General features: G+C 73.7%; 20 protein-coding genes. 12 read left to right on the top strand and 8 right to left on the bottom strand.

Going from position 1 to position 26,516, the window contains the following annotated elements; translation table 11 throughout:
• Positions 1 to 68 precede the first annotated feature (68 nt).
• Together ACH45E_RS03805 and ACH45E_RS03800 are read left to right on the top strand one after the other, a co-directional pair.
• The gene (locus tag ACH45E_RS03805; RefSeq protein WP_361435463.1) at positions 69 to 1,259 is read left to right on the top strand and encodes an FAD-dependent monooxygenase; all 1,191 of its coding nucleotides are present in this window, start codon (positions 69 to 71) and stop codon (positions 1,257 to 1,259) included.
• Positions 1,256 to 2,170, top strand: coding sequence for a Gfo/Idh/MocA family oxidoreductase (locus ACH45E_RS03800; protein ID WP_361435466.1), 915 nt, complete (start codon positions 1,256 to 1,258; stop codon positions 2,168 to 2,170). The genes ACH45E_RS03805 and ACH45E_RS03800 overlap by 4 nt, the downstream gene beginning before the upstream one ends.
• A gap of 6 nt (positions 2,171 to 2,176) precedes the next feature.
• Here ACH45E_RS03800 and lnt read toward each other — a convergent pair whose 3' ends face one another.
• Together lnt and ACH45E_RS03790 are read right to left on the bottom strand one after the other, a co-directional pair.
• Positions 2,177 to 3,754 carry an apolipoprotein N-acyltransferase gene (lnt, locus tag ACH45E_RS03795; RefSeq protein ID WP_361435468.1) on the bottom strand — a complete coding sequence of 526 codons (1,578 nt, stop codon included), beginning with the start codon at positions 3,752 to 3,754 and terminating at the stop codon, positions 2,177 to 2,179.
• Positions 3,755 to 3,858: 104 nt separating this feature from the next.
• A complete protein-coding gene (locus tag ACH45E_RS03790) occupies positions 3,859 to 4,344 on the bottom strand; it encodes a nuclear transport factor 2 family protein (protein ID WP_361435470.1) in 486 nt (161 codons plus the stop codon).
• A 184-nt stretch (positions 4,345 to 4,528) separates the two neighbouring features.
• Between ACH45E_RS03790 and ACH45E_RS03785 the strand changes: the two genes are divergently transcribed.
• The gene (locus ACH45E_RS03785; RefSeq protein WP_361436810.1) at positions 4,529 to 5,140 is read left to right on the top strand and encodes a DUF4291 domain-containing protein; all 612 of its coding nucleotides are present in this window, start codon (positions 4,529 to 4,531) and stop codon (positions 5,138 to 5,140) included.
• Position 5,141: 1 nt separating this feature from the next.
• Here the strand turns inward: ACH45E_RS03785 and ACH45E_RS03780 are convergent, their stop codons facing one another.
• Positions 5,142 to 5,321: a hypothetical protein gene (locus ACH45E_RS03780; RefSeq protein ID WP_361435472.1), complete on the bottom strand. Its 180-nt coding sequence runs from the start codon at positions 5,319 to 5,321 to the stop codon at positions 5,142 to 5,144.
• A gap of 93 nt (positions 5,322 to 5,414) precedes the next feature.
• Positions 5,415 to 6,290 (bottom strand): undecaprenyl-diphosphate phosphatase, encoded by an 876-nt coding sequence (locus tag ACH45E_RS03775; protein WP_361435474.1) that lies wholly within the window; start codon positions 6,288 to 6,290, stop codon positions 5,415 to 5,417.
• 285 nt (positions 6,291 to 6,575) lie between these two features.
• On the opposite strand from ACH45E_RS03775, the gene ACH45E_RS03770 reads away from it, so the two are divergent.
• The 3 genes from ACH45E_RS03770 to ACH45E_RS03760 are packed head-to-tail and all read left to right on the top strand — an operon-like array spanning position 6,576 to position 9,372.
• On the top strand, positions 6,576 to 7,724 hold the full coding sequence (locus ACH45E_RS03770) for a Gfo/Idh/MocA family oxidoreductase (RefSeq protein WP_361435476.1): 1,149 nt from the start codon (positions 6,576 to 6,578) through the stop codon (positions 7,722 to 7,724).
• Positions 7,721 to 8,656, top strand: a complete 936-nt coding sequence (locus ACH45E_RS03765) for a PmoA family protein (RefSeq protein WP_361435478.1) — start codon at positions 7,721 to 7,723, stop codon at positions 8,654 to 8,656. The genes ACH45E_RS03770 and ACH45E_RS03765 overlap by 4 nt, the downstream gene beginning before the upstream one ends.
• Complete coding sequence (locus ACH45E_RS03760; RefSeq protein WP_361435480.1) at positions 8,650 to 9,372, top strand: cupin; 723 nt, start codon at positions 8,650 to 8,652, stop codon at positions 9,370 to 9,372. Before ACH45E_RS03765 ends, ACH45E_RS03760 begins: the two co-directional genes overlap by 7 nt.
• A 161-nt stretch (positions 9,373 to 9,533) precedes the next feature.
• Here the strand turns inward: ACH45E_RS03760 and ACH45E_RS03755 are convergent, their stop codons facing one another.
• Complete coding sequence (locus tag ACH45E_RS03755; protein WP_361435482.1) at positions 9,534 to 10,004, bottom strand: helix-turn-helix domain-containing protein; 471 nt, start codon at positions 10,002 to 10,004, stop codon at positions 9,534 to 9,536.
• Positions 10,005 to 10,110: 106 nt separating this feature from the next.
• Here ACH45E_RS03755 and ACH45E_RS03750 point away from each other — a divergent pair, with 106 nt between their 5' ends.
• A complete protein-coding gene (locus tag ACH45E_RS03750) occupies positions 10,111 to 11,280 on the top strand; it encodes a thiolase family protein (protein ID WP_361435484.1) in 1,170 nt (389 codons plus the stop codon).
• Positions 11,281 to 11,296: 16 nt separating this feature from the next.
• Here the strand turns inward: ACH45E_RS03750 and ACH45E_RS03745 are convergent, their stop codons facing one another.
• Positions 11,297 to 12,085 (bottom strand): VTT domain-containing protein, encoded by a 789-nt coding sequence (locus ACH45E_RS03745; RefSeq protein WP_361435486.1) that lies wholly within the window; start codon positions 12,083 to 12,085, stop codon positions 11,297 to 11,299.
• A gap of 335 nt (positions 12,086 to 12,420) precedes the next feature.
• Between ACH45E_RS03745 and tuf the strand changes: the two genes are divergently transcribed.
• Both tuf and ACH45E_RS03735 read left to right on the top strand, forming a co-directional pair.
• Positions 12,421 to 13,590 carry an elongation factor Tu gene (gene tuf, locus ACH45E_RS03740; RefSeq protein ID WP_361435488.1) on the top strand — a complete coding sequence of 390 codons (1,170 nt, stop codon included), beginning with the start codon at positions 12,421 to 12,423 and terminating at the stop codon, positions 13,588 to 13,590.
• Between the two features lie 13 nt (positions 13,591 to 13,603).
• Entirely contained in the window at positions 13,604 to 14,449 is an 846-nt protein-coding gene (locus ACH45E_RS03735; protein WP_361435490.1) for a fused MFS/spermidine synthase, read from the top strand.
• 10 nt (positions 14,450 to 14,459) lie between these two features.
• On the opposite strand, the gene ACH45E_RS03730 is transcribed toward ACH45E_RS03735, so the two are convergent.
• Positions 14,460 to 15,473, bottom strand: a complete 1,014-nt coding sequence (locus ACH45E_RS03730) for a hypothetical protein (protein WP_361435492.1) — start codon at positions 15,471 to 15,473, stop codon at positions 14,460 to 14,462.
• 85 nt (positions 15,474 to 15,558) lie between these two features.
• Between ACH45E_RS03730 and ACH45E_RS03725 the strand changes: the two genes are divergently transcribed.
• Complete coding sequence (locus ACH45E_RS03725) at positions 15,559 to 15,996, top strand: DUF4442 domain-containing protein (RefSeq protein WP_132855047.1); 438 nt, start codon at positions 15,559 to 15,561, stop codon at positions 15,994 to 15,996.
• A 10-nt stretch (positions 15,997 to 16,006) separates the two neighbouring features.
• On the opposite strand, the gene galU is transcribed toward ACH45E_RS03725, so the two are convergent.
• Positions 16,007 to 16,969, bottom strand: coding sequence for a UTP--glucose-1-phosphate uridylyltransferase GalU (galU, locus tag ACH45E_RS03720; RefSeq protein WP_361435494.1), 963 nt, complete (start codon positions 16,967 to 16,969; stop codon positions 16,007 to 16,009).
• A gap of 347 nt (positions 16,970 to 17,316) precedes the next feature.
• On the opposite strand from galU, the gene ACH45E_RS03715 reads away from it, so the two are divergent.
• Positions 17,317 to 19,113, top strand: coding sequence for an RICIN domain-containing protein (locus ACH45E_RS03715; RefSeq protein WP_361435496.1), 1,797 nt, complete (start codon positions 17,317 to 17,319; stop codon positions 19,111 to 19,113).
• Between the two features lie 421 nt (positions 19,114 to 19,534).
• Positions 19,535 to 26,509: an SDR family oxidoreductase gene (locus ACH45E_RS03710; RefSeq protein ID WP_361435499.1), complete on the top strand. Its 6,975-nt coding sequence runs from the start codon at positions 19,535 to 19,537 to the stop codon at positions 26,507 to 26,509.
• Positions 26,510 to 26,516 lie beyond the last annotated feature (7 nt).

Raw genomic sequence — 26,516 nt, 5'->3', positions numbered from 1 at the left:
GTAGTACGGTCGAGGGGCTGCTTTACTACACTTGTAGTGCGCGGGTCCGCCGCGCCGGAGGAGGAGTCATGGCACAGTCGCGTGCCGTCGTCATCGGCGGCGGCATCGGGGGTCTGACCGCCGCGGCGGCCCTGCACCGGGACGGATGGCAGGTCACCGTGGTGGAGCGGGCCCGCTCCCTGGAGCCGGTCGGCGCGGCCATCTCACTGGCGCCGAACGCCCTGCGCGCCCTGGACGTCCTCGGCATCGGCGAGGAGATCCGCGACCTGGCCGTCTGGCAGGGGGACGGGGGACTTCGGGCACCACACGGCCGCTGGCTCTCCCGCTCCAATGCCGAGGCAGCCGCCGCCCGCTTCGGCGGTCCCCTGGTCCTGCTGCACCGCTCCACCCTGGTCGACAGCCTCGCCGCGCTGCTCCCGCCGGGCACCGTCCGCACCGCCGCCGCGGCGGCCCTCGCCGACCCCGGCGACCGCGACCGGCCCGCCCGCGTCACCACCACCGCCGACGACGAGCTGGAGGCCGACCTCGTGGTGGCCGCCGACGGCGTCCACTCCCGCGCGCGGAGCCTGCTGTTCCCCGGCTTTCCGGGGGCGGTGTACGCCGGGTTCACCACCTGGCGGCTCGTGCTCCCGGTACCCGGGGCACGCTTCGCCTCGCACGAGACCTGGGGCCGGGGCCGGCTGTGGGGCACGCATCCGCTCAAGGACGGCCAGGTGTACGCGTACGCCGCCGCGACGGCCCCCGCCGGGGAGTGCGCCCCGGACGACGAACGGGCCGAGCTGCTGCGCCGGTTCGGCGACTGGCACGACCCGATCCCCGCCGTCCTCGCCGCCGCCCGCCCCCAGGGCGTGCTGCGCCACGACGTCCACCGCCTCGCCGAGCCGCTGCCCGCCTTCCACCACGGCCGGACCGCCCTCCTCGGCGACGCCGCGCACGCCATGCCCCCGACCCTCGGGCAGGGCGGCAACCAGGCCATCGAGGACGCCGTGGTCCTCGCGTTCCACGCCCGCGACCTCGCCGCCTACACGGCGGCCCGGCTGCCCCGCACGACCGCTATCGCCCGGCAGGCCGTCAAGGCCGCCCGGCTCAGCATGGCCGACGGCCGCGTGACCGTCGCCGTACGCGACACCGCGGTCGCGGCGCTGTCGAAGGCCGCACCGGGGCTGTTGCTGCGCAGCTTCGACGGCATCGCCGACTGGCGGCCGCCGTATGCTTCCGGCAGGACATCGGCGGGCAACCACGACAGGGAGCGCACGTGAAGGTCGGCTGCATCGGACTCGGTGACATCGCGCAGAAGGCCTATCTGCCGGTGCTGGCCACGCAGCCGGGCGTCGACCTGCACCTGCACACCCGCACGCCCGCCACCCTCGCCCGGGTCGCCGACGGCCTCCACCTCCCGGCCGACCGGCGGCACCCCACCCTGGACGCCCTGCTCGCCCAGGACCTCGACGCCGCCTTCGTGCACGCGTCCACCGTCGCACACCCCGAGATCGTCACCCGGCTGCTCGAGGCGGGCGTACCGACCTACGTCGACAAGCCGCTGGCCTACGAACTCGCCGACTCCGAGCGGCTGGTGGCACTCGCCGAGCGGCGCGGAGTCTCGCTCGCCGTCGGCTTCAACCGGCGGTACGCCCCCGGGTACGCGCAGTGTGCCGACCATCCGCGTGAGCTGATCATCATGCAGAAGAACCGGGTCGGGCTGCCGGAGGAGCCGCGCTCGATGATCCTCGACGACTTCATCCACGTCGTCGACACCCTGCGGTTCCTGGTCCCCGGCCCGGTCGACGACGTGACCGTGCGCGCCCGTACGGAGGGCGGCCTGCTGCACCACGTGGTGCTGCAACTCGCCGGGGACGGCTTCACCGCGCTCGGCGTGATGAACCGGCTGAGCGGCTCGGCCGAGGAGATCCTCGAGGTTTCCGGCCAGGACACCAAGCGCCAGGTCGTCAACCTCGCCGAGATAGTCGACCACAAGGGCCAGCCGACCGTGCGGCGGCGCGGCGACTGGGTGCCGGTCGCCCGGCAGCGCGGCATCGAACAGGCGGTACTGGCCTTCCTCGACGCCGTGCACGCGGGCAAGGTGCTCAGCGCCCGGGACGCACTGGTGACCCATGAACTGTGCGAACGGGTGGTACGCGCGGTTCTGGAGGGGGCGTCGGGTCCGGTCTGAGGGCGCTCAGCGCCCGGGGCGCACCGGCGATTCACGAGCTGTGCGAGCGGGTGCCGCGTGGGGTTCCGGAGGGGTCCTCCGGCGCAGCCCGAAGGCGCGCAGGCACTCGCTCACGCCCAGGGTGGCGAGCACGAGCAGGGCGCCGTGGACCGGCCAGTCGCCGTAGCGGACGTAGGGGGTGATGCCGTGGGCGAGGGGCACGTCGTACACGCGGGTCGTGCTCGCGTCCGTGCCGAGCCAGGGGCCGACGCGCTGCCCGGCGGGCCCGTAGACGGCGGAGACGCCGGTCAGTGTCGCGTGCACCATGGGCCGGCCGGTCTCGGCGGCGCGCAGTGCGGCCAGTGAGGCGTGCTGGGCGGGTGCCCAGCTGCCCTGGAACGACGATGTCGACGACTGGCCGAGCAGGAGGTCCGCGCCGTCCTCGGCGAGGTGGCGGCTCATGTCGGGGAACGCGGTCTCGAAGCACACCAGCGGGCCGACGCGCAGCCCGTGGCCGACGTCCATCACCACCTGCCGGCTGCCGCGGTGCCGGTCCTCGCCCGCCGCCCGGCCCACCGAGGTGGCCCAGCCGAGAAGCGAGCGGGCGGGTATGTACTCGCCGAACGGCACGAGTCGCATCTTGTCGTACCGCTCGCCGGTCGGGCCGTCCGGGCCGATCAGGATCGAGCTCTTGTAGATGCCGGGCTGGCCGGAGCGGCGGGCGTCCACGTTGACCAGTACGTCGGCGCCGGTAGCACGGGACAGCGCGGCCAGCCGGCGGGCCAGGTCGGGGCGGTCGTCGAGGTCGTAGCCGACGCTGCTCTCGCCCCAGACGACCAGGTCGACGTGCTGCCCGGCGAGCCGCCGGGTGAGGGCCTCCTCACGGTCGAAGCGCGCTGTCGGCCCCTTGATCACGCCGGGCTGGACGACCGCGATGCGCTCCCCGCCGTCCACGTGGGGCCGCGGCGACCACACCCAGGCCGCCGAGGTCGCGGCGGCGGCGGCCGCCAGCGAGGCCACGGCGGGCAGCCGGGACTCGCGCACCGACACCAGCTGGGCGATCGCGACGTTCACGGCCACCACGAGGAAGCTCAGCAGCCACACCCCGCCCACCGAGGCGAGCCGCAGCGCGGGGGCCACCTGCCACTGCGTGGCGCCGAGCATGCCCCAGGGCCCGCCCAGCCCCTGCCAGGAGCGCACCAGCTCCACCCCCAGCCAGGCCGACGGCAGCACCAGCACCGCGGCCAGGCCCCGGCCGGGCCCGCCACCCGCCGGCCGTTCACCGAGGAACCGGCGCGTCAGCCAGCCCCACGGCACCCAGAGGGCGCCCAGCAACGCGGCCAGCAGGAAGATGAACACGTTCAGGCTCGGCAGCAACCAGTGGTGCACCGCCACCATGAACCCGAATCCGCCGCACCAGCCGTCGTACGCCGCCCGCCGCCCGGTCGGCGCCGTGCGGGCGATCAGGAGCCACGGAACCAGCGCGACGAACGCGAACCACCACAGCGAGGGCGCGGGGAACGCGAACAGGGGCAGGGCACCCGCGAGCACGGCGGCGACAGAGCGCCGCCACGGGGAGGCGAGCCAGCGGTCGAACGTATCCATAGATCGCCTCCCTACCCAGTGGACGGCAGCATGTGCACACCGATTTACCGGCGGGTGGCTTCAGTGTGCGCGCCGGAAGGGGATCTCGGACAGTGGGCCTGGACTCAGCCCGCTGCCGGTGTAGGCCGCGGGTCGGGGAGCCGGCGCCATTTCTCCCGCACGACGACCTCGCGCAGGCGCCAGCCGTCGGCCGTGCGCAGCAGGGCGAAGGAGTAGCGCCCGCCGCACACGAGATCCGGCACGGTGGACCCGCCGGCGCCGCCGGCGAAGCGCATCGGGTTGACGTAGTCGGCCTGCACCCGGGCGGTGTCGCCGGTGTCCTGCTCCAGAACGCCGAACCGCACCCGCCGGTTGACGATCAGATGCTGCCGCATGGCGAACAGCCCCAGACTCTCCGCGAGCCACCCGGCGACCCGCCCCGCGTCCCCCTCGATGCCGCCGGCGCTGCGGTAGTCGGCCCGCCCGTCTGCCGTGAACAGCCTCCGGTACGCCGTCCAGTCGCCGTCGTCCACGGCCACCGCGTAGTCGGTCACCAGCCCGTCCACGGCCAGCCGGTCCATCACGGTCGCGAGCTCCACGCGCTGCGTCATCGGCACAGTGTTGGGCACAGCGCGGGAGGAGCCAAGAGGCGTGCGGGGATACGGGATTATTCGGTGGTGCCGGGCGGGTGCGACGGCGGAGGCTGTCGCCGTGAATCATGAGTTGCAGGAACAGTTGAAGGAACAGTTGAAGGACCCGTCGCAGGAACAGCCGAAGGACCAGTCGAACGGTCAGTTGAACGAGCAGCCGGTCTCACAGGAGCCCAGGCACCGGATCCGCGCCCGCCACACCGACTCCACGGTCACCGTCTACCAGGCTTATCGCCCGGAGATCGGCCGGCCGGCGGCGCGCCACGGCCGCTTCCCCTCCTCCTGGAAGCGCGACCGCATGACCTGGGTCAAGCCGTCCTTCCTGTGGATGATGTACCGCTGCGGCTGGGCCACGAAAGAGGGCCAGGAGACCGTTCTGGCCGTCGAGATCAGCCGCGAGGGCTTCGAGTGGGCGCTGCGGCATGCGTGTCTGTCGCACTACGCCCCCGGGCTGCACGAGAACCAGGCCGCCTGGAAGCGTGAGTTGCGGCGGGCGCCCGCGCGCGTGCAGTGGGACCCGGAAAGGGACCTGCACCTGCGACCGCTGCCGCACCGGTCGCTGCAACTGGGCCTCGCCGGTGAGGCGGCGGCCCGTTATGCGGACGAGTGGATCGTGGGCATCGAGGACGTGACCCCGCTCGCCGCCGAGGTCCACTCCCTGGTGCGGGCCGGTGAACTCGACCGGGCGGCCGGGCTGTTGCCCGAGGAGCGGGCCTATCCGGCGGCGGACGACGCGCTCGCCCACCTGCGGTCGTAGCTCAGGCCGCCTCGATGATCCCGCCCCGGATCGCCTTGGCCCACTCGATCACCAGCAGCTCGTACTCCATCCGCTCCTGGGCCGAGAGGGACCCGCCCGCGCGCAGCCACAGGGCGCGGATCTGCTCGTTCAGCTCGGCAGCAGACCGCACGGAATCAGGGGTCATGGAATCGGGGAACACGCGGACAAGCCTAGGGGCAAGCACTGACACTGCGCTACCGCACCGCTACGCAAACCGTATGGGCTTGGTCACGGCCCGGCCCGGACGGCCGCCTCAGCTCGCCGACTCGGCGGCATGCGGGCTCAGGGCGCCCGCCGTGACCAGGGCGATGATGACGATGCCCAGGGCGACGCGGTACCAGACGAAGGGCATGAAGCTCTTCGACGAGATGAACTTCATGAACCAGGCGATCACCGCGTACCCGGATGCGAAGGCGATCACCGTGGCGAACAGCGTCGGCCCCCACGCCACGTGCCCGCTGCCCACCGCGTCCTTCACCTCGAACGCCCCGGAGGCGAGCACCGCCGGGATGGCGAGCAGGAAGGAGTAGCGGGCGGCCGCCTCGCGCTTGTAGCCCATGAACAGGCCGCCGCTGATCGTGGCGCCGGACCGGGAGACGCCGGGGACGAGGGCGCAGGCCTGGCAGAGGCCGTAGACGAGGCCGTCCTTGACGCTGAGGTCGGCGAGGGTCTTGCGCTGCTTGGGCGTCCGGTGCCGGCCGCCCGTCTCGTCGCGCGCCGCCAGGCGGTCGGCGATGCCGATGATCACGCCGATGACGATCAGCATGGTCGCGGTGACCCGCAGATCGCGGAAGGGCCCCTCGATCTGGTCCTTGAGCGTCACGCCGAGCACCCCGATGGGTATGGAGCCGACGATCACCAGCCAGCCCATCTGGGCGTCGTGGTTCCGGCGCATCTCCTTGTCGGCGAGTGACCGGAACCAGGCCGAGATGATCCGCCCGATGTCCTTGCGGAAGTAGATCAGCACCGCGGTCTCCGTGCCGATCTGGGTGATCGCCGTGAAGGCCGCGCCCGGGTCCTTCCAGCCGGAGAAGGCCGCGGTCAGCCGCAGGTGCGCGCTGGAGGAGACGGGGAGGAACTCGGTCAGCCCCTGGACGAGTCCGAGGACGAGGGATTCAAACCAAGACATGAAGGTGTCGTGTCCAAGTGCTGAGTGGGCCGAGGGGGAGGGCGATCCGGCGGCGATCCCGCGGTGATGCGGCGGTGTTCCGGAGCTGTCCCGGCGGTGATCTTGTGTCGCCGAGGGCAGCGTACCGGCCCGCCGTGACAGGCCCGACAGAGGGGTTGGCCAGGTGGGCCGGGCCTGGGGTGTTGACCGGCCGCGATGTCGCCACATACGTTGCAGCGAACAGGGAAAGCGCTTGCCGTGCCGGTCCGCGCACGCCCGCCGTCCCGGAGGAGTTTGATCACGCCCATGCCCCGCCCCACAACCCCGCTCACCGGCCGGCGCATCCGGGCCGCCGTCGTCGGCGCCGGCGCCATCGGACGCGGTTCCCATCTGCCCGCGCTCGCGCGGCTCGCCGAGGAGGGCGAGACGGAGGTCGTCGCCGCGGTGGACGTCGACGCGCGGGCCGTCGAGGAGTTCTGCGCCGAGGCCGGTATCCCGCACGCCTACACCGACCTGCACCGGATGCTGGAGGAGCAGCGGCCCGATCTGGTGTGCGTCTGCACCCCGCCGACGCTGCACCGCGAGCAGAGCGTGGCCGCGCTGCGCGCCGGGGCCTGGGTGTGGTGCGAGAAGCCGCCGGTGCCGACGCTCGCCGACTACGACGCCGTGGAGGCGGAGGAGGGGACGGACGGCGGCCCGTACGCCTCGATCGTCTTCCAGCACCGCTTCGGTTCGGGCTCCCGGCACGTGCGCCGGCTGATCGCCGAGCGGGCGATGGGGCGTCCGCTGGTGGCGCACTGCCAGACCACCTGGTACCGCGACACCGCCTACTACGCCGTGCCCTGGCGGGGCCGCTGGCACACCGAGGGCGGCGGGCCGGCCATGGGCCACGGCATCCACCAGATGGATCTGCTGCTCGACCTGCTCGGCCCGTGGAGCGAGGTGCGCGCCATGGCCGGGCGGCTGGTCCACGACGTGGAGACCGAGGACGTCTCCACAGCGCTGGTCCGGTTCGAGAGCGGCGCCATGGCGACGATCGTCAACAGCGTCCTGAGCCCCGACGAGGTGAGCCGCATCCGCATCGACTGCGAACGGGCCACCGTCGAGCTCACCCACCTCTACGGCCACAGCAACGAGAACTGGCGCATCACCCCGGCCCGGGACGTGCCCGGCGACGAGGCCGCCGCCTGGCAGGACTTCGGCGCCGACGTGCCCAGTTCGCACCTGGAGCAGCTGCGCGAGCTGGTCGCGAGCATGCGCGCGGGGGAGCGGCCGCGCAGCAGCGGGGCGGACGGGCGGACCAGCCTGGAGCTGATCACCGCGCTGTACAAGTCGGCGTTCACGGACACGACGGTGAGGGCGGGCGAGATCGGGCCCGGCGACCCCTTCTACACGGCGATGCACGGGGGAGCGCCCGGCTGGGCGCCCGTCGTCGCGGACGAGGTGTCGGCGTGACCCGCGTGAGCGGACTGCGCGTCGTCCACGCCCACGGTGACCGCATCACCGTCACCGAGCCCGGCACCGGCGTCGAACTCCTCGCCTACGTCTACCGGCCGGAGGCCGCGTGGGAGGCGCCGAAACCGTACCTCCATCCGATCCGGACGCTGGCCGGAGACGTCGTCACCGACTACCGGCCCAACGACCACCGCTGGCACAAGGGTCTTCAGCTGACGGCCTCGCACCTGTCCGGCGCCAACCTGTGGGGCGGCAACTCCTACGTCCACGGCCAGGGGTACCTGGAACTCCCGGAGCGGGTCGGCTCGATGGCGCACGTGGCCTTCGACGAGGTCACCGCGCACGACGACCGCGTGGTCATCGCGGAACGGCTGACCTGGCACCCGCACAGCGGTGACCTGTGGGCGGAGGAGGAGCGCCGGATCGAGGTGCACGACGTGGATCCGGCGTCGGGTTCCTGGGCGCTGACCTGGACCAGCGCCATCACCAACCGGCGGGCCGAGCCGCTGCGCTTCGGCAGCCCGACGACCGCGGGACGTGAGATGGCCGGGTACACGGGCCTGTTCTGGCGCGGCCCGCGCGCCTTCCGCGACGGCCGGATCATCGGCCCGGACGCCGAGGGCCCCGGCCTGATGGGCGCCCAGGCGCCCTGGCTGGCCTTCTCCGGCGAGCACGACGTCTCCGACGGGCACGCGACGCTCGTCTTCGCGCACGCTCCCGAGAACGACCACCTCGGCGCCGAAGGGACCCACCCGGCCCACTGGTTCGTGCGCAACGAGCCGTTCGCCGCGGTCGCCCCCTCCTGGGCGTTCTTCGACGAGCTGGAACTGGCCCCCGGCGACACGCTGCGCCGGCGCTACCGGGTCGTCGTGGCGGACGGGGCGTGGGAGCGCGCGGAGATCGCCGAGTACCTGGAGGCGCATCCGTGGTGAGCGGCGGGGAGTTCACGGGCCTGCCGGGCGGCGTCGCCGTCTCCCGGCTCTGCGTGTACGACTGGCCCGCCGCCGACGGGGTCCGCGGCGGAACTCCCCATCTGCACCTGGCCTGCTCGGAGGCGTACGTGGTCACCGGCGGGCGGGGTGCCGTGCAGACGCTCACGACGTCCGGGTACGAGGTCACGCCCCTCGTGCCCGGCACGGTGGCCTGGTTCACGCCGGGGACCGTCCACCGGCTCGTCAACGAGGACGACCTGCGGATCACCGTCCTCATGCAGAACAGCGGGCTGCCCGAGGCGGGGGACGCGGTGCTCACGCTGCCCCCGGAACACCTGGCCGATCCCGAGGCCTACGCCGCCGCGACCACCATCCCGGCCGGCGCGCCGGAGGCGGAACGGGAGCGGATCGCCCGCGCCCGGCGCGACCTCGCGCTGGAGGGCTACCGGGCGCTGCGCGAGGCCTCCGGCCCGGAGGCGCTGGCGGCCTTCCACCGGGCCGCCGCGGCGCTGGTAAGACCCCGGATCGCGGAGTGGCGCGAGCGCTGGCGGCGTGGCGCGGAGGCCGCCGCGGCGGCGACGGGGGAGCAGCTCGACCGGCTCGGGCGAGGGGACGCCTCCCACCTGGCCGGTGCCGTCGTGCGGGCCGAGCAGCCTTCGGAGTACGGGAAGTTCGGCATGTGCGGGCGGCTCGACGTGTATCCGGGGCCGGCCTGAGGGCAGGGGCCGGGCGGCCGTCCGGCTCGGGAGGCGTGGGCGGGTTCCGCCGGTCCGCTGCCGCGCTGGTGCGGGCCCCGGCCGCCGGGCGGCGGGAGCACCGGCGGCGACGGGGGAGCAGCTCGACCGGCTCGATGTGTAGAGCCCGCCTGACGGCAGGGCTACGCGGCTGTCGGTCCCGTCACCGTCCAGCCCTCGCCCTGCGGGTGGGCCGTGAGGTCCTCGTGGCGTACGGCCTCGCCGCAGGCCCGGCAGGTGACGGACGGGACGAGTTCGTGGCCGCAGATGTGCTCGATCACCATGGGGCGGTCGTCGTCCCCCCGCAGATGGCGGTCCCCCCACGCCATGAGGGTCATCAGGACCGGTTCCAGCTCCAGGCCCGCCTGTGTGGGCCGGTACTCGAAGCGCTGCGGGCGCTCGCTGTAGGCCCGCTTGGTCAGGATCCCGGCGTCCACGAGCCGGCGCAGCCGGGTGGCCAGGATGTCGCGCGGGGCGCCGATGTTGCGCACCAGCTGGTCGAAGCGGCCGTTGCCGAGGCACACCTCGCGCAGTACGAGCAGCGAGTACTTCTCCCCGACGAGCGCCAGGGCGTCGGCGATGGAGCAGGGGCGCGGATCTCTCGTGGCGGCCATGCGCCCAGTCTAGGGGAGGGTTTGATTTTCCAACTCGGCGAGCTATGGTGAGTTTGGTTTTCCTACTCACCGGTAGTCCCGTCCCGCAGTCATGGAGGCCCGCACCATGCGTGACGCAGTCATCGTCGAAGCCGTACGCACCCCCATCGGCAAGGGCAAGCCGAACGGCGCCCTCGCGCACGTCCACCCCGTCGAGCTCCTCGCCCACACCCTGCGCACCCTCGTCGAGCGCTCCGGCGTCGACCCGGCCCTGATCGACGACGTCATCGGCGGCACCGTCGACCAGGTCGGCGAGCAGGCCATGAACACCACCCGGTACGCGGCCCTGTCCGCGGGCCTGCCCGAGACCGTCCCGGCCACCACGGTGGACCGGCAGTGCGGCTCCTCCCAGCAGGCGGTGCACTTCGCCGCCCAGGGCGTCATCGCGGGCGCCTACGACATCGTCGTCGCCTGTGGCGTGGAATCGATGAGCCGGGTGCCGATGTGGTCGAACGTGCCGCCCGGAAAGGACCCTTTCGGCCCGGGGATCGCCGAGCGCTTCCCCGAGGGGCTCGTCCCGCAGGGCATCAGCGCCGAGCTCATCGCCGCCAAGTGGTCCATCACGCGTGAGCAGATGGACGCCTTCGCCGTCTCCTCGCACCACAAGGCCGCCGCCGCCTGGGACAGCGGGCTGTTCGACGCCGAGGTCGCCCCCCTGGACGGCGTCTTGCGCGACGAGTGCGTGCGGCCCGGCAGCACCCCGGAGATACTCGCCGGACTCAAGCCCGCCTACTTCGACCCGGGGTTCGCCGAACGCTTCCCGCAGATCGAGTGGAACGTCACCGCGGGCAATGCCAGCCCCGTCAACGACGGCGCCTCGGCGGTACTGATCACCTCGACGGAGACCGCGCAGCGGCTCGGCCTGCGTCCGCTGGCCCGTCTGCACAGCTTCGCCGTCACCGGCTCCGACCCGCTGCTGATGCTCACCGGCGTCATCCCGGCGACCGAGAAGGTACTGCGCAGGGCGCACCTCACCCTCGCGGACATCGACCTGTTCGAAGTCAACGAGGCCTTCTCCAGCGTGGTCCTTGCCTGGCAGCAGGAGACCGGAGCCGACCTCACCAAGGTCAACGCGCACGGCGGCGCGATCGCCCTCGGCCATCCGCTGGGCGCCAGCGGCACCCGGCTCACCACGACCCTCGTCCACGCGATGCGCGAGCGTGGCGCCCGCTACGCGCTGCAGACGATGTGCGAGGCGGGCGGACTGGCCAACGCGATGATCCTGGAAGCCGTCTGACGGCCCGCCCGGGCCCTCAGTGGGCGCGCAGGTGGTGGCGCTTGCGCCAGGCCACCACCGTGCCCACGAGCGCGGGTACGGCGATCAGGGCCATCGCCACCAGGAAGGCCGGCGAGGTCGGCGCCGAGGCGCGGGCCCCGGCGACGGCGTACGCGGCGGTGTTCGGGACCGAGCCGAGCGCCGTCGCCAGCAGGAACGGCAGCCAGCCCATCCGGGAGACGGCGGCACAGTAGTTCGCGGCCCAGAACGGCACGCCGGGGAAGAGCCGCGCCACCATCATCGAGCGGAAGCCGTGCCGGCTGAGCTGTCCGTCGGCCGCCTTCAGCCAGCGGCCCCGCAGCAGCGGACGCAGCGCGTCCTGACCGAGCAGCCGGCCCAGCCCGAAGGCGACCCCGGCGCCGAGCACGGTGCCCGTCAGCGCCGTCCCGAGGCCCATCTGGGAGCCGAACAGGGCGCCCGCCGCGAGGTTCAGCAGCGGCCGGGGCACGAAGGCCACCGTGCACAGGCCGTACGCCGCCGCGAACACGGCCGCCGCGGCGGCCCCGCCCAGCTGCGGTGGCCAGCCCTGCGTGATCAGCCGCTGCGGCTCGAACAGCAGCACGCAGACCGCGGCGGCCGCGAGCAGCGCCAGGAGCAGCGACAGCCGCGACCACGGCGACCGAAGTACGCGCGTGCAGCGGGCGGACAGGGCGGAGGAGAGGGGCGGGGCAGCCGCGGCCGGGGGGACGGCGACCGCGAGCTCCGTGGCGACGGCCCGGGGAGAGGCCGTGGCGGTGCCCCCAGAGCGGTTGGTGGCATCGAGCATCCGGTGACATTAACCGACGAAGGTGTGTGATCGCCGTATGGAAGCTGTCGGTTGGGCGGGATCCGGGGCGAGGAACCGCGCGAAAAACCATTCGACGTGGGACGACGTGTCGGCCATGATCTACGTCATGTTCCGGCACGCCTTCCTCCTCGCAGCATCCGCGGTCGCGGATGCCCCGAAGGCTGCCGTCCCGATCTTCCTGGCCGCTGTCGACGGCGCCCGAAGCTGACCCTCTCCGGAACGTCCGGCGGACCCCGCAGGGGGAGGGTCGGCCAGTCCTCGGGGTCCCCATCTCTCCCGGATCTTCCTACGCAGAGGCTTCGAGGTACCCAGCCATGCCCAAGACGGCATACGTACGCACCAAACCGCACCTGAACATCGGCACGATGGGTCATGTCGACCACGGCAAGACCACCCTGACCGCCGCCATCACCAAGGTCCTCGCCGAGCGCGGCACCGGCACGTTCGTGCCCTTCGACCGCATCGACCGGGCCCCGGAGGAGGCCGCGCGCGGCATCACCATCAACATCGCGCACGTCGAGTACGAGACCGACACCCGGCATTACGCGCACGTGGACATGCCGGGTCATGCCGACTACGTCAAGAACATGGTCACCGGCGCCGCCCAGCTGGACGGCGCGATCCTGGTCGTCTCCGCGCTGGACGGGATCATGCCGCAGACCGCCGAACACGTGCTGCTCGCCCGGCAGGTGGGCGTCGACCACATCGTGGTCGCGCTCAACAAGGCCGACGCGGGTGACGAGGAGCTGACCGACCTGGTCGAGCTCGAGGTCCGCGAGCTGCTCACCGCGAACGGCTACGGCGGCGACGCGGCCCCCGTCGTACGGGTCTCCGGCCTCAGGGCCCTGGAGGGCGACCCGCGCTGGACGGCGTCCATCGAGGCGCTGCTCGACGCGGTGGACACGTACGTGCCGATGCCGGAGCGGTACCTGGACGCGCCGTTCCTGCTCCCGGTGGAGAACGTGCTCACCATCACCGGGCGGGGGACCGTCGTCACGGGCGCCGTGGAACGGGGCACGGTCCGGGTCGGTGACCGGGTCGAGGTGCTCGGCGCCGGCGTGGAGACGGTCGTCACCGGTCTGGAGACCTTCGGCAGGCCCATGGCGGAGGCGCAGGCCGGGGACAGCGTCGCGCTGCTGCTGCGCGGGGTCCCGCGGGACGCCGTCCGCCGGGGGCACGTGGTCGCCGCGCCCGGCAGCGTCGTGCCCCGGCGCCGGTTCTCGGCGCGGGTGTACGTGCTGTCGGCGCGGGAGGGCGGTCGTACGACGCCCGTCTCCACGGGGTACCGGCCGCAGTTCTACATCCGCACGGCGGACGTCGTCGGGGACGTGGACCTCGGCGAGGCGGCGGTGGCGCGGCCCGGCGACACGGTGAGCATGACCGTGGAGCTGGGGCGCGAGACGCCGCTCGAGCCGGGGCTCGGGTTCGCCATCCGGGAGGGCGGCAGGACCGTCGGGGCGGGCACGGTGACCGCCGTGGACTAGGCACAATGGGAAGGTGAACGAGTCCATACCCGTCTCCCGGATCACCGACCACGGCACCGCGAAGCTGATGCCGGACGTCGACCGGGAGCGGGCATGGCTGCTCACGGTCGACGGGGCGCCGCAGTCGTACGTGGACCTGGACGCGCCGACGCATCTGGAGTTCGAGTACGCGCGGCGGCTCGGGTACGTCCTGGAGACCGTCGCCGAGCCGGGGCGGCCGCTGGACGTACTGCACCTCGGCGGTGGCGCGCTCACCCTGCCCCGGTATCTCGCGGCGACCCGGCCCGGGTCCCGGCAGGACGTCGTGGAGGCCGACCGGGGGCTGCTGGAGCTCGTCGCCGAGCATCTGCCGCTGCCGGACGGGGCCGGCATCACGACGTACGCAGCCGACGCCCGGGCCTGGCTCGAGGCCGCGCCGGCCGGCTCGGCGGACGTGCTGATCGCCGATGTCTTCGGCGGCTCCCGGGTGCCCGCGCACCTCACCTCGCTCGACTACGCCCGCGAGGCCGCCCGGGTGCTGCGCGCCGGCGGGGTGTATCTCGCCAACCTCGCCGACGCCGCGCCGTTCGCCTTCCTCCGCTCCCAGCTCGCCACCTTCGCGGTCGTCTTCGAGGAGCTGGTGCTGATCGCCGAGCCGGGTGTGCTGCGCGGCCGCCGGTTCGGCAACGCCGTGCTGGTCGCCGCGCACCGCCCGCTCGACACGGCCGTCCTGGCCCGGCGCACCGCCTCCGACGCCTTCCCGGCCCGGGTCGAACACGGCACGGCGCTGCGGCAGTTCACCGGCGCCGCGGCACCGGTACGGGACGAGGACGCCGTACCGTCACCGGCCCCGCCCGACGGGGCGTTCGGCATCGGCTGAGGCCGGGCGGTCAGCTCGCCGTGGGTTCGCCGTGCAGCCGTACGGTGCTGAGGATCTTCATGACGGTCGCGGTGGCGACCTCGTCCTTGACGCCCTTGCCGCCGAAGAGGTTGAACGTCACCAGGTCCCCGGCGGAGTTCTTGAAGCCGAAGGTGAGCGCCTTGCCGTCGCTGGCGCACTTGCCCTTGCGCGGGGTGTTCGTCGAACGCGCCCAGGCGTAGGCGCCCTTGATGCCCGAGGCGGTCGTGTAGGAGGTGGCCTTCTTGTCGTACGTGATGCTCTTCTTGTCCGGCTGTGTGTAACCGCCGAACACCCACCAGGGCACTTCCCTGATCGCCGCGTCGGCCGGGCTCTTGGCGCCGCTCGCGCCCTTCGTGCCCGCCGCGGCCAGCGCGGTGTCCGAGGTCCGGCCGTCCTTGTCGTCGTCGGACGTGCACCACTTGGGCTTGTACTCGGCCACCGCCGCCATGGTGACGAGCAGTTTGCCGTCGGAGGACTTCTCGTCGGGGAAGGCGATGCTGGTGCCCGGGGGATCGACCTGCCAGTCCGCGGGGACGTCGAAGGCCGTGCCCCACTTGGTGTTGATCACGACCTTCCAGCCCGCGACGGTCGGCTTCTCGGTCTCGTCGCCGCGCGGGTTGTCGTTCGAGGCCGAGGAAGTGGCGGTGGCGGTCGGCGACGTGCTCGCCTTGCCGGGCGAACCGCCTCCCTCGTCGTCCTTGTCGCCGCCCAGCACGAGGAATCCGGTCACACCGGCCGCGACGACCACGGCCGTGGCCGCCACGATCGCGACCAGCTTCGTCCGGTTCCCGCCGCCACCGCCCTGCGGCGGCTGGGGGCCGCCGACGGGTGCCGGAGCGCCCCATTGCGGCTGCTGCTGCGGCTGCTGCGCGTACGGGTTGGCCTGCGGGTACTGCTGGTAGCCGGGCTGCTGGTACGGATTCGGCTGCTGGTAACCCGGCTGCTGGTACGGGTTGTCCTGCGGGTTCTGCTCGCCCCCGGGCGGCTGCTGTCCTGGCCACATGGCACGTAACCCTAATGGGTGCCGTCCGGGCTCTGGCCAGGATTGGCTACTCGTGAGTAACATGGCGGTCATGAACGCAGACCAGATGTCGATCGGCGAGCTGCTGGCCGCCACGGTGCCGATGGTGCGGACCCTGAACCTCGAGTACCTCGAGACCACCCCGGAACGGGCCGTGCTGTCCCTGCCGGACCAGAGCGAGTACCGCAACCACGTCGGCGGCCCGCACGCCGGGGCGATGTTCACCCTCGGCGAGTCGGCCAGCGGTGCCATCGTGCTCGCCGCCTTCGGCGACCAGCTCTCGCGCGCCGTGCCGCTCCCGGTCACCGCGGAGATCGCGTTCAAGAAGATCGCCCTCGGCCCCGTCAAGGCCACGGCGACCCTCGGCCGTCCCGCCGCGGACGTCGTCGCCGAACTCGACGAGGGCAAGCGCCCGGAGTTCCCCGTGACCGTCGCCATCCAGCGGGAGGACGGCGCCGTGACCGGGGAGATGACCGTGGTGTGGACGCTGCGGCCGAACAGCTGACAGCACGCTTTCAGGCCGCCCGCCGCCCCTCCTCCCGCCTGGCCGTGTCGCCCTCCAGGCCCTCGACGAACTCCTTGAGCCAGGCCGTGAATTCCGGGCCGAGATCCGGGCGGCCGCAGGCCAGGCGGACCACCGTGCGCAGATAGTCCGCCTTGTCGCCGGTGTCGTAGCGCAGCCCGTCGAAGACGACCCCGTGCACCGTGCCGCCCGTGGCCAGTTCCTGGAGGGCGTCGGTCAGTTGTATCTCGCCGCCGCGGCCGGGCGGCGTGCGCTCCAGGGCGCCGAAGACGGCGGGGGCCAGGACGTAGCGCCCGATCACCGCGTAGGCGCTCGGGGCGTTCTCTCGCGACGGCTTCTCCACCAGGCCGGTGACGCGTACGACGTCGTCCTCGCCGATGGGTGCCACGGCCGCGCAGCCGTACAGGTGGATCTGGGCGGGGTCGACCCGCATGAGGGCGACCACGCTGCCCGCGTAGTGGTCGCGGACGTCGAGCATGCGGCTGAGCAGGGTCTCGCGCGGGTCGATCAGGTCGTCGCCCAGGAGGACGGCGAAGGGCTGGTCGCCGACGTGCCGGCGGGCGCACAGGACGGCATGGCCCAGGCCGAGCGGGTCACCCTGGCGGAGGTGGTGGATGTCCGCCAGGCGCGCCGGGTCCCGTACGGCGTCGAGGCGCACGGTGTCGCCCTTGGCCGCGAGGGCCTGCTCCAGTTCGTAGGCGTGGTCGAAGTGGTCCTCGATGGCGCGCTTGTGCCGTCCGGTGACCATGAGGATGTCGTCGAGGCCGGCCGTGGCGGCCTCCTCGACGACGTACTGGATGGCCGGCTTGCCGACGACCGGCAGCATCTCCTTCGGCGTCGCCTTCGTCGCGGGCAGGAACCGGGTGCCCAGCCCGGCGGCCGGGATGACGGCCTTGCGGACCGTGCGGGGCAGGGCGGGGCCGGCTGGTGAGTGGGGGGCGATCACGCGCCCCATGCTGGGGCACGGGGATGAGAGAGCGCCGAGAGAGTCGTGGGAGAAGTCTGTGGATGGTGCGTCATCCGTCTTTTGCTCACCGGTGGTTGATTCTTACCTGACCGCCACTTTCGAATGCGGGTGCGGATACCGGCGGTAACTCCACTGAATTTACCGGGCCCTGAACTTAAGTCACTCGAACTTCTTGTTTCCTGTGAGGCGTGTGTGCGAAGGTGAGCCTCCCGCGGGAGGGGCTGGGCCGGGCTCATGGAGGAAGGCCCGAGTCCCTAAGGTACGCACCAATCAGCACTGATTTCCGCAGGGCGCGCATTCCCCGTGCCGCCTGCGGCTCGGAAGGAAATGGTCCAGTGCAACCCCCTCACCCCCCACGCCCGCCGTACCCGCCGCGACCCGGATCCGGACCGGGGGATTCCGACCGCGACCTCGTCGCCCAGCTGCGCGGCACGAGCGAGGACAGTCACCGCGCGGTCGCCCTGCTGCTGGCCCGGCACTGGCGCGCTACCTGCGACTACGCGGTCATCTGCCTGTCGACTTCCACGAGTTCGGCCCAGTTGGTGGCCACCTCCGCGTTCAGCCGGGTACTCGGCCGGCTCTCGGGCGGAGCGGTCGGCGGCGCCCTGCGCCCGCAACTCCTGGTGGCCGTACGGGAGACGGTCCGGGCCTGGGCCGCCGACGACGTGATTCCCATCGTCCTGCCGGAATTGCGCAAACCCAACGGCGGTCGCGGTCTACGCGCGGCGATGCCCGGAACCCCCGAAAGGCGTCAACTCGCCGAGCGTGCATTCCGGTCGCTGCCGGGGGCCTCGCAATGCCTTCTGTGGCATACCGAGGTCGAGGCCGAACCCATAACCATACCAGCTGGTCTGCTGGGGGTCGACACCGCCACCGCGTCGGCCGCTCTGGGACAGTCCCGTGAGCAATTCCGGGTGGCCTGCGTACGCGCCCACCGGGAACTCGCGCCCACCAGGGAATGCCGCTTCTACAACCGTCTGCTCGAGGTCCCCGTTCGCCGGGGCGGCGTCCTGCTGCCCGATGTGCGACGGCATCTGGTGGAGTGCCGCTACTGCCGGTACGCCGCGGAGCAGCTCAGCCACTTCGAGGACGGCCTGGACGTGCTGCTCGCCGAGACCGTGCTCGGCTGGGGCGCCCGCCGCTATCTCGACTCGCGCGCGGGACGCGGCGCCGCGCAGGAGCGGCCGGCCGCGCCGGAGGCCGTCCATCCGGCGTCCGGGGGGCGCCATCGCACCGCGGCCGGTGGCCGTCGCAAGGCCCTGGCGATCGGCGTCGGTCTCGCCTCCCTCGTGCTGCTCGCCACCGTCCTCGCCGCCAGGAGCTGGTCCGACGACAGCGGTGTCCCCCGGCCCCACGCCACCTGGGGCGCTCCCAGCGGCAGTTCCGCCCGCCCGAGCGCCGGTGACGAGGCGCCCCCGAGGGGATCGCCGTCGGCCGCCACCGCCGGCCGGACCGTCGAGGTCGGCCAGGGCAGGCTGCGCAGCCGCGCCACCGGGCTGTGCCTGGACGTGCGCGGCGGCCGGGCCCGGGACGGCGCCGGCGCGCTGCTCACGGCGTGCTCCTCGGCCCGTTTCCAGCAGTGGTCGTACGGGGGCGACGGCCTGCTGCGCAGCGTCGCCGATCCGGCCCTCTGTCTCGCCGCCGATCCCGACGCCGGGTCGGTCGTCCTGTCCGGCTGCGTCGTCCACCCCGGCGAGGTGTCCTACGACCTGACCGTCCGCGGTGAACTCCTGCTCCGTCGGCCCGGGGGCCTGGCCGTCGCCCCCGGTTCCGGCGCGTCCCGCACGCACGTGGTCGTCACCGCCCGCGACGGCTCCGCGGAGCAGCGGTGGGCACTGGAGCCCTTGACCGGGCGGGCGCCGCGGAAGACGCCCGGCGACGAAACGCCCCGGCAGCCGGCGCCGGAGCGGACGGCCGCCCCCGCTCCCCCGGGAGCGGACGCGCCACAGGACCGGCCCGCGCCGCCGCCGGAGGACCACCGTCCCCGCATCGCCCAGGTCGGCTGTTGCGAGGAAGCCGGACCGGCCGCGGTGCCATGGGTGCGGCACACGGTCGGGTCGCTCACCGCACCGGTCGACGACCTCGCCAAGTCCCCACCCGTCACTGGCCGTTACTTCAATGGTTTACGTTGATTTTCCCTGATTCGCGTTTGGCGCACGGGAATTGGGGTGTCGAGCGTTTCCCGCGGGTGCCGCCCCGATCGAGCCACGGGGCGGCGGACATGCGGATTTAACAGAGTGCGGCTCGGCGGCCCGGCGCGTTGCGCGGGGGTGAGTGGTGGATGAATCCCGCGGACGCTTTGACGGGCTTGCGGTGGTGTGGTGCCTGCCCGGGCGTGGTCCGCGTGGTGGGGCGGCTGAAGGGAATTGCTCGGATTTTCGGCTCTTGCGGTGAGTTCCGATGGCTGGCCGAATCAATTCGACGGCATGGGGAAGGCCCGCACCGATATTGACCGGCGAGTAAGTCGCTCGCTAGTTTCCGGTGGCCCCGCACAGGAGTTCCACGTCGCACCAGCCCCCCACCGTACTGGTCCACCGATTTCCTCGGAGCATCATGACGTCTGCCGTGCGCGCCCTGGACCTGATCATCTGCGTCACCCCTTTCGGAGAACCCGATGCCAGGCTCGCCGCGGCGGCCTCCCGGGCCGGCGGACTCGGCGTCCTGGACCTGGGAGCCGGCGACCGAAGAACCCGTGAGGCGCTGGCCCGCCTGAGACGGATGACTCCCGGACCGTACGGGGTGCGGGTGGCCGCGCACTGCCGGATGCGGCCCGAAGACCTCCTCGCACCCGGCCCGACGGGCCCGGGTCAGGAGCGTGCGGGCGCACCGGACACCGTGGTGCTGGCCCCGGACGCGCCCTGGCACGTCGACGAGATCGCCGCCCGCCACCGCGTGCTGGTCGAGGTGACGGACCTGGCCGCGGCCCGCGGGGCGGTCCGCGCCGGGGCGCACGGACTGATCGCCCGGGGCGGCGAGAGCGGCGGCCGGGTCGGCGCCCTCAGCATCTTCGTTCTCCTCCAACAGTTGCTGGCCGAACCGGACTTGGACCTGCCGGTGTGGGCCTGTGGCGGCATCGGGCCCCGTACGGCGGCGGCCGCCGTGGCCGGCGGGGCGGCCGGGGTGGTGCTCGACGGCCAACTGGCCCTGCTGGCCGAGTCCGGGCTGCCCGAGGCGACAGCCGCGGCACTGCGTTCCCTGGACGGTTCGGAGACCGTCGTGGTGGGCGGGCACCGCGTGCTGCGCCGCCGGGGTCCGGACGCACCGCCGCTGCCGGCCGACGACCCGGCGGCGGTCGCGGCCCTGCTCGGCGCCCAGGACCCGCGCCGGCAGTTGCTGCCGGTGGGGCAGGACGGCTTCCTCGCGGCCCGGTTCGCCGAGCGGTGGCGGGACGTGGGCGGCACGGTACGCGGGCTCACGGCGGCCGTGCGGGAGGCGCTGGCGGAGGGCGCGCCGGCCGGTTCCGGTGACGCCTCTCCCGCGAGCGCCCCCGGCCGTGCCCTGCTCCCCGGCTCCCCGATGAGCCGGGCCCTCGGCACCCGGCTGCCCGTGGCGCAGGGGCCCATGACCCGGGTCAGCGACCAGGCGGGGTTCGCCGCCGCCGTGGCCGGCGGGGGCGCGCTGCCGTTCCTCGCGCTGGCCCTCGCGAGCGGCGAGCAGGCCCGGGCGATGCTGACGGAGACCCGGTCGGTGCTGGCGGGCCGGCCCTGGGGTGTGGGCGTGCTCGGATTCGCGCCCGAAGGCATCAGGAACGCCCAGCTCGAAGCCGTACGGGAACTGCGGCCCAGCCACGCGGTCATCGCGGGCGGCCGGCCCGCGCAGGCCGAAGCGCTGGAACGGGCCGGGATCAGCACCTTCCTGCACGTGCCCTCGCCCGGCCTGCTCCGGCAGTTCCTTCAGGCCGGGGCCCGCCGGTTCGTGTTCGAGGGCTCGGAGTGCGGCGGCCACATCGGGCCCCGGGCGAGCTTCCCGCTGTGGGAGGCCCAACTCGCCGTCCTGGAAGACTTCCTGGCCGACGCGGACGACGAGACCGCCCGGCGGATCGAGGTGTTCTTCGCGGGCGGCGTCCACGACGAGCGCTCGGCGGCGATGGTCGCCGCGCTCGCCGCACCCCTCACCGCCCGGGGCGCGGCGGTCGGCGTCCTCATGGGCACCGCCTACCTGTTCACGGCGGAGGCGGTCGAACACGGCGCCATCCAGTCCCTGTTCCAGCGGCAGGTCGTCGCGGCGACCACGACCGCCCTGCTGGAGACCGCTCCCGGACACGCCACCCGCTGCGTGCCCAGCCCCTTCACCCGCGACTACCGCGACCGGGAAACCGAGTTGCGCGCCCGGGGGGTGCCGGACCGGCGTATCTGGGAGGAGCTGGAACGGCTCAACGTCGGGCGGCTGCGCATCGCCAGCAAGGGACTGGACCGGCCCGACGGCGGGGAACTCGTGCCCGTCGACGAGCGACGCCAGCTCGACGAGGGCATGTTCATGGCCGGAGACGTCGCCGTCCTGCGCTCCACGACCACCACCGTCGACGCCCTGCACCGCTCGGTCACCGAGGGCGCGGCCGGCTTACTCGCCGACAGCACCCGGCAGTTGAGCGAACGGCTCGGCACGGACCGCACCGCGCGACCCGAGGCGCCCGCCCCGCTCGACATCGCTGTCATCGGCATGGCCTGCATGTTCCCCCAAGCCCCCGACCTGCCCGCCTTCTGGGCGAACGTCGTCGCCGGGCACGACGCCGTCACGGAGGTCCCGCCCGAACGCTGGGACCCGGCCGTCCACCACGCCGACGGCAACACCACGTCCAAGTGGGGCGGCTTCCTGCCCCCCATCCCCTTCGACCCGCTGGGCTACGGCATCCCGCCCGCCTCGCTCGGCAACATCGAACCCGTCCAGCTGCTGTCCCTGGAGGCGGCCCGACGCGCACTGGACGACGCCGGATACGGCGGCACGGGACGGGAGTTCGACCGCTCCCGCACCTCCGTCGTCTTCGGCGCGGAGGCGGGCAGCGACCTGTCCAACGCCGCCACGCTGCGCGCCGTACTGCCGTCGTACTACGGAAAGGTGCCGGACGGGCTTGAGGCCCAGCTGCCCCGGCTCACCGAGGACTCCTTCCCCGGCATGCTCGCCAACGTCATCTCGGGCCGGATCGCCAACCGCCTCGACCTCGGCGGGGCCAACTACACCGTCGACGCCGCCTGCGCCTCCTCACTGGCCGCGGTCGACGTCGCCTGCAAGGAGCTCGCCGCCGGGACCAGCGACGTCGTCCTGTGCGGCGGCGCCGACCTGCACAACGGCATCAACGACTACGTCCTGTTCTCCTCGGTGCACGCGCTCTCCCCGACCGGCCGCTCGCGGGCCTTCGACAGCTCGGCCGACGGCATCGCGCTCGGCGAGGGCGTCGCCTGCGTCGTCCTGAAGCGGCTGGCGGACGCCGAACGCGACGGCGACCGGATCTACGGCGTGATCAAGGGGCTCGGCGCCTCCAGCGACGGCCGCTCCCTCGGCCTGACGGCACCCCGGCCGGAGGGTCAGCGCGCCGCGCTGGAACGGGCGTACCGCAACGCCCGCGTCTCACCCGCCGACGTCGGTCTCGTCGAGGCCCACGGCACCGGCACCGTGGTCGGCGACCGCACCGAACTCACCATCCTCAGCGAGGTCTTCACCGCCGCCGGCGCCGACGCGGGCGGCTGTTCGCTCGGCTCGGTCAAGTCGCAGATCGGGCACACCAAGTGCGCCGCCGGTCTCGCGGGCCTGATCAAGACCACGCTCGCCCTCTACACCGGCGTCAAGCCACCCACCCTGCACGTCGAGCGGCCGGGCGCCGCCTGGCGGGAGGGGGAGAGCCCCTTCGCGTTCCACACCCGGGCCCGGCCGTGGGCGGCACCGGCCGGGGAACGGATCGCCGGGGTCAGCGCGTTCGGCTTCGGCGGCACCAACTTCCACGTGGTCATCGGCGCCCACGGCGGCGCCGTACCGCCCGAGCAGGCACTGGACGCCTGGCCCGCCGAGCTGTTCCTCTTCCGGGGCAGGGACCTCACGGCGGCCCACCGCGCCATCGGGGAACTGCTGACGGCCGCCGAGACCGAGGGGCGGCCCTGGCGGCTGCGCGACCTCGCGCTGAGCGCGGCGAGACGTGCCGACGCCGCACCGGAACCGGTGCGTGCGGCGATCGTGGCGAGCGACGTCGACGGCCTGACCGGACAGTTGCGCAGGGCACTGGCGGGGGAGCACGACCCGGCCGCCGGCATCCATCTGGCACGGCAGGAGGAGGCCGTCGACGAGGGCAAGGTCGCCTTCCTCTTCCCCGGCCAGGGCAGCCAGCGTCCCGGCATGCTCGCCGAGGTGTTCCTCGCCTTCCCCGAACTCCAGCGCTTCCTGGAACCGGCGCCGGAGCACGCCGAGCGGATGTATCCGCCCGCCGCCTTCGACGAGGCCGGGCGCGCCCGGCAGCGGGCCGCGCTCACCGACACCCGGGCCGCCCAGCCCGCCCTCGGCATCACCGGCCTCGCCGCGCACGCCCTGCTCACCACCGCCGGCGTACGGCCCGACATGGCGGCCGGACACAGCTACGGCGAACTGGCCGCCCTCTGCGCCGCCGGCGCCCTCGACCCCGGGACACTGCTGGAGCTCAGCACCGAACGCGCGGCGGCGATCCTGGCCGCGGCGGGCGACGACCCCGGCACCATGGCCGCCGTCGCCACCGGCGCCGAGGACGTCGAACGGGCCCTGCGCGCCTCCGGCGCACCCGCCACCGTCGTCGTCGCCAACCACAACTCGCCCGAGCAGACGGTGATCTCCGGCCCCACCGAGGACATCGCCACCGCCGTACGGCTGCTGCGCGCCGCCGGCCACACCGCCAAGGGCGTACCCGTCGCCTGCGCCTTCCACAGCCCCCTGGTGGCCGGCGCGGGCGAGCGGTTCGCCAAGGTCCTGAAGGACAAGGCCGTACGGCCGCCCGAGTTCCCCGTGTGGTCCAACCGCACCGCCGCCCCCTACGACCCGGACCCCGACGCCGTGCGCGCCGGACTCGCCGCGCAGATCGGCGCCCCGGTCGCCTTCGTCCGGCAGATCGAGGCGATGTACGAGGCGGGGGCACGGATCTTCGTAGAGGCGGGGCCGGGCACGGTCCTCACCCGCCTGGTCCGGCAGATCCTCGGCGACCGCCCGCACCGCACCGTCGCCTGCGAGCCGCGCGACGGCGGCGGCCTGCGCGGCTGGCTCGACGCACTCGCCCAACTCGCCGTCGCGGGACGCCCGGTGCGCACCGCCTGGCTCCTGAGAGGACGCGACGCCGTCGACGCGGTCCGCACCCCGGTGCCCAAGCGGCCCGGGTGGACGGTCGACGGACAGCTGGTCCGCACCGCCGCCGGAGACCTCCTCCCCGGTGCGCTCGCACCGGCCCGACGAGTCGTGGAGACGACTGTGACGACGAACCCCCCGCACGGTGCCCCGCACGGCGCCCCCGCCGACCGGGACGCGCTGATCTCCGAATTCCTGCGCACCAGCCGGGAGATGATCGCCGCGCAGCGGGACGTCCTCCTGACCTACTTCGGCGCGGTACCGGGCGCGGCCGTCCCCGCACCGGCGGCCCCCGGCCCGTTGCCCCAGGCCGCGCCCGCGGAGCTGCTGCCCGCGGAGCTCCCGCCCGTCGAAGCCGTCGCGCCCCGGCCGCCGGCGCCCGAGCCCGCCTCCGACACCTGCGCGCCCGCGGACGTCGACGTCCAGCGTGTCGTCCTGGAGATCATCAGCGAACGCACCGGCTACCCCGTCGACATGATCGAGCCCGACCTCGACCTGGAGGCGGACCTGAGCATCGACTCGATCAAACGTGCCGAGATCGCGGGCGAACTCGCCAAGCGGCTGGGCATCGGCGGGGCCGCCGACCTGCAAGATGCCCTCGGTGACGCCGAGTTGGAGGAACTGGCCAAGGCGAGGACGGCCGCGGCGGTCACCGACTGGCTGGCGGCGCGGCTCAGCGGGGCCGACGATCGAACGGCGGCCGGACCGGAGACCACCCCCGGGCCCACCGAGGAACCCTCCGAGATCACCGGCGAGGCCCCGAAACGGTTCGAGCTCCGTCCGGTGCCCCTGCCCGGCGGCCCGCCGGACTCCGCCGCCGTCCTCGCCGGGCAGCGGTTCGCCGTCCTCGGAGAGGGCGCCGGAGCGGCCGGGCTGGTCGAGGCACGGCTCACCGGGTGCGGAGCGCACGTCGTGACCGCCGGCCGGGAGCACCTCCTCACCGAGACGGACGGCCCACTGGACGGCGTCCTCTACCTCGGCGCACTGCCCGGCGTCGACGCCCCGGTCCTGCCGGACGCCTTCCCCGTACTGCGCGCCGCCCTGGCCCTCGGCCCCCGCCTGCTGCTGGCCGCCCGGCCCGCCGACGGCGCCGACGCGCTGCCCGCGGCCGGGCTGTACGGCCTGTTCCGCACCATCGCCCGCGAGTACCCGCGGACCGTCGCACGGGTCGTCGGCCTCGACGACACCGCCCCGTCCGCCGTCGCCGACGCCCTGCTCGCCGAACTGCTCGCACCGTCGTCAGAGCGGGCCCCCGTCGTCCTGCGCACGGCCGCGGGCCGCCACGGCACGGAACTCGTCGAGGCGCCCCTGGGCCCGCTCGGCACCACCGGCGCGGGTCCCGCGGGGGACGGCGCCGCCGAGGCCGCCGCGCTCGGCCTCGACCGGGACGCCGTGGTGCTGCTGGTGGGCGGCGCCCGCGGGATCACCGCCCGGTTCGCGGCCACACTCGCCTCCGCCTGCCGCTGCCGCATCGAACTGATCGGCAGGACCCCGGCCCCCACCGGCCCCGAGGACCCGCGGACCGCCGCCGCCCGCACCCCGGCCGAACTGCGCGCCGCGCTCGCCGCTCACGCGGACGGCGGCCCCCGCAAGCCCGCCGAGGTCAACCGCGCGGCCGAACTCCTCCTGGCACAGCGGGAGATCACCGCGACGCTCGGGGAACTCGCCGCGCGCGGCAGCGACGCCCGCTACCGTTCCGTGGACTTCCGCGACCGGGACGCGGCGCTCCAGGCGGTCAAGGAGATCCACGCCGAGCACGGCCGGCTCGACGGGGTCGTGTTCGCCGCCGGGGTGATCGAGGACCGGCTGATCGCCGAGAAGACCGCCGAGTCCTTCCAGCGGGTGTACGGCACCAAGACCGCCGGAGCGGCCGCCCTGCTGGCCGCCCTGGAGGAACTCCCCACCGGGCCGGGCTTCGCCGTCCTGTTCGGCAGCATCTCCGCCGTACTCGGCAACCGGGGCCAGGCCGACTACGCGGCAGCCAACGACGCCCTGGAGGACCTCGGCGCCGGCTGGGCGGCCCGCACCGGCCACCGCGCGCTGACCGTGCACTGGGGGCCGTGGGCGCCCACCGGCGGCCACACCGGCATGGTGAGCCCCGAACTCGGCCGGGAGTACGCCCGGCGCGGGGTGCGGCTCATCGACCCCGAGGAGGGCACCGCGGCCCTGCTGCGGGAACTCGCCTGGGGCGACGGGTCGGCCCGCGCGGTCGTCTACACCGCCTCGGGCTGGTGACATGACG

The organism is Streptomyces sp. NPDC020299 (assembly GCF_044387825.1).
Classification (GTDB): Bacteria; Actinomycetota; Actinomycetes; order Streptomycetales; family Streptomycetaceae; genus Streptomyces.
The sequence above is the reverse complement of the archived record's forward strand: the minus strand, read 5'-3'. Positions and strand labels throughout refer to the sequence as shown.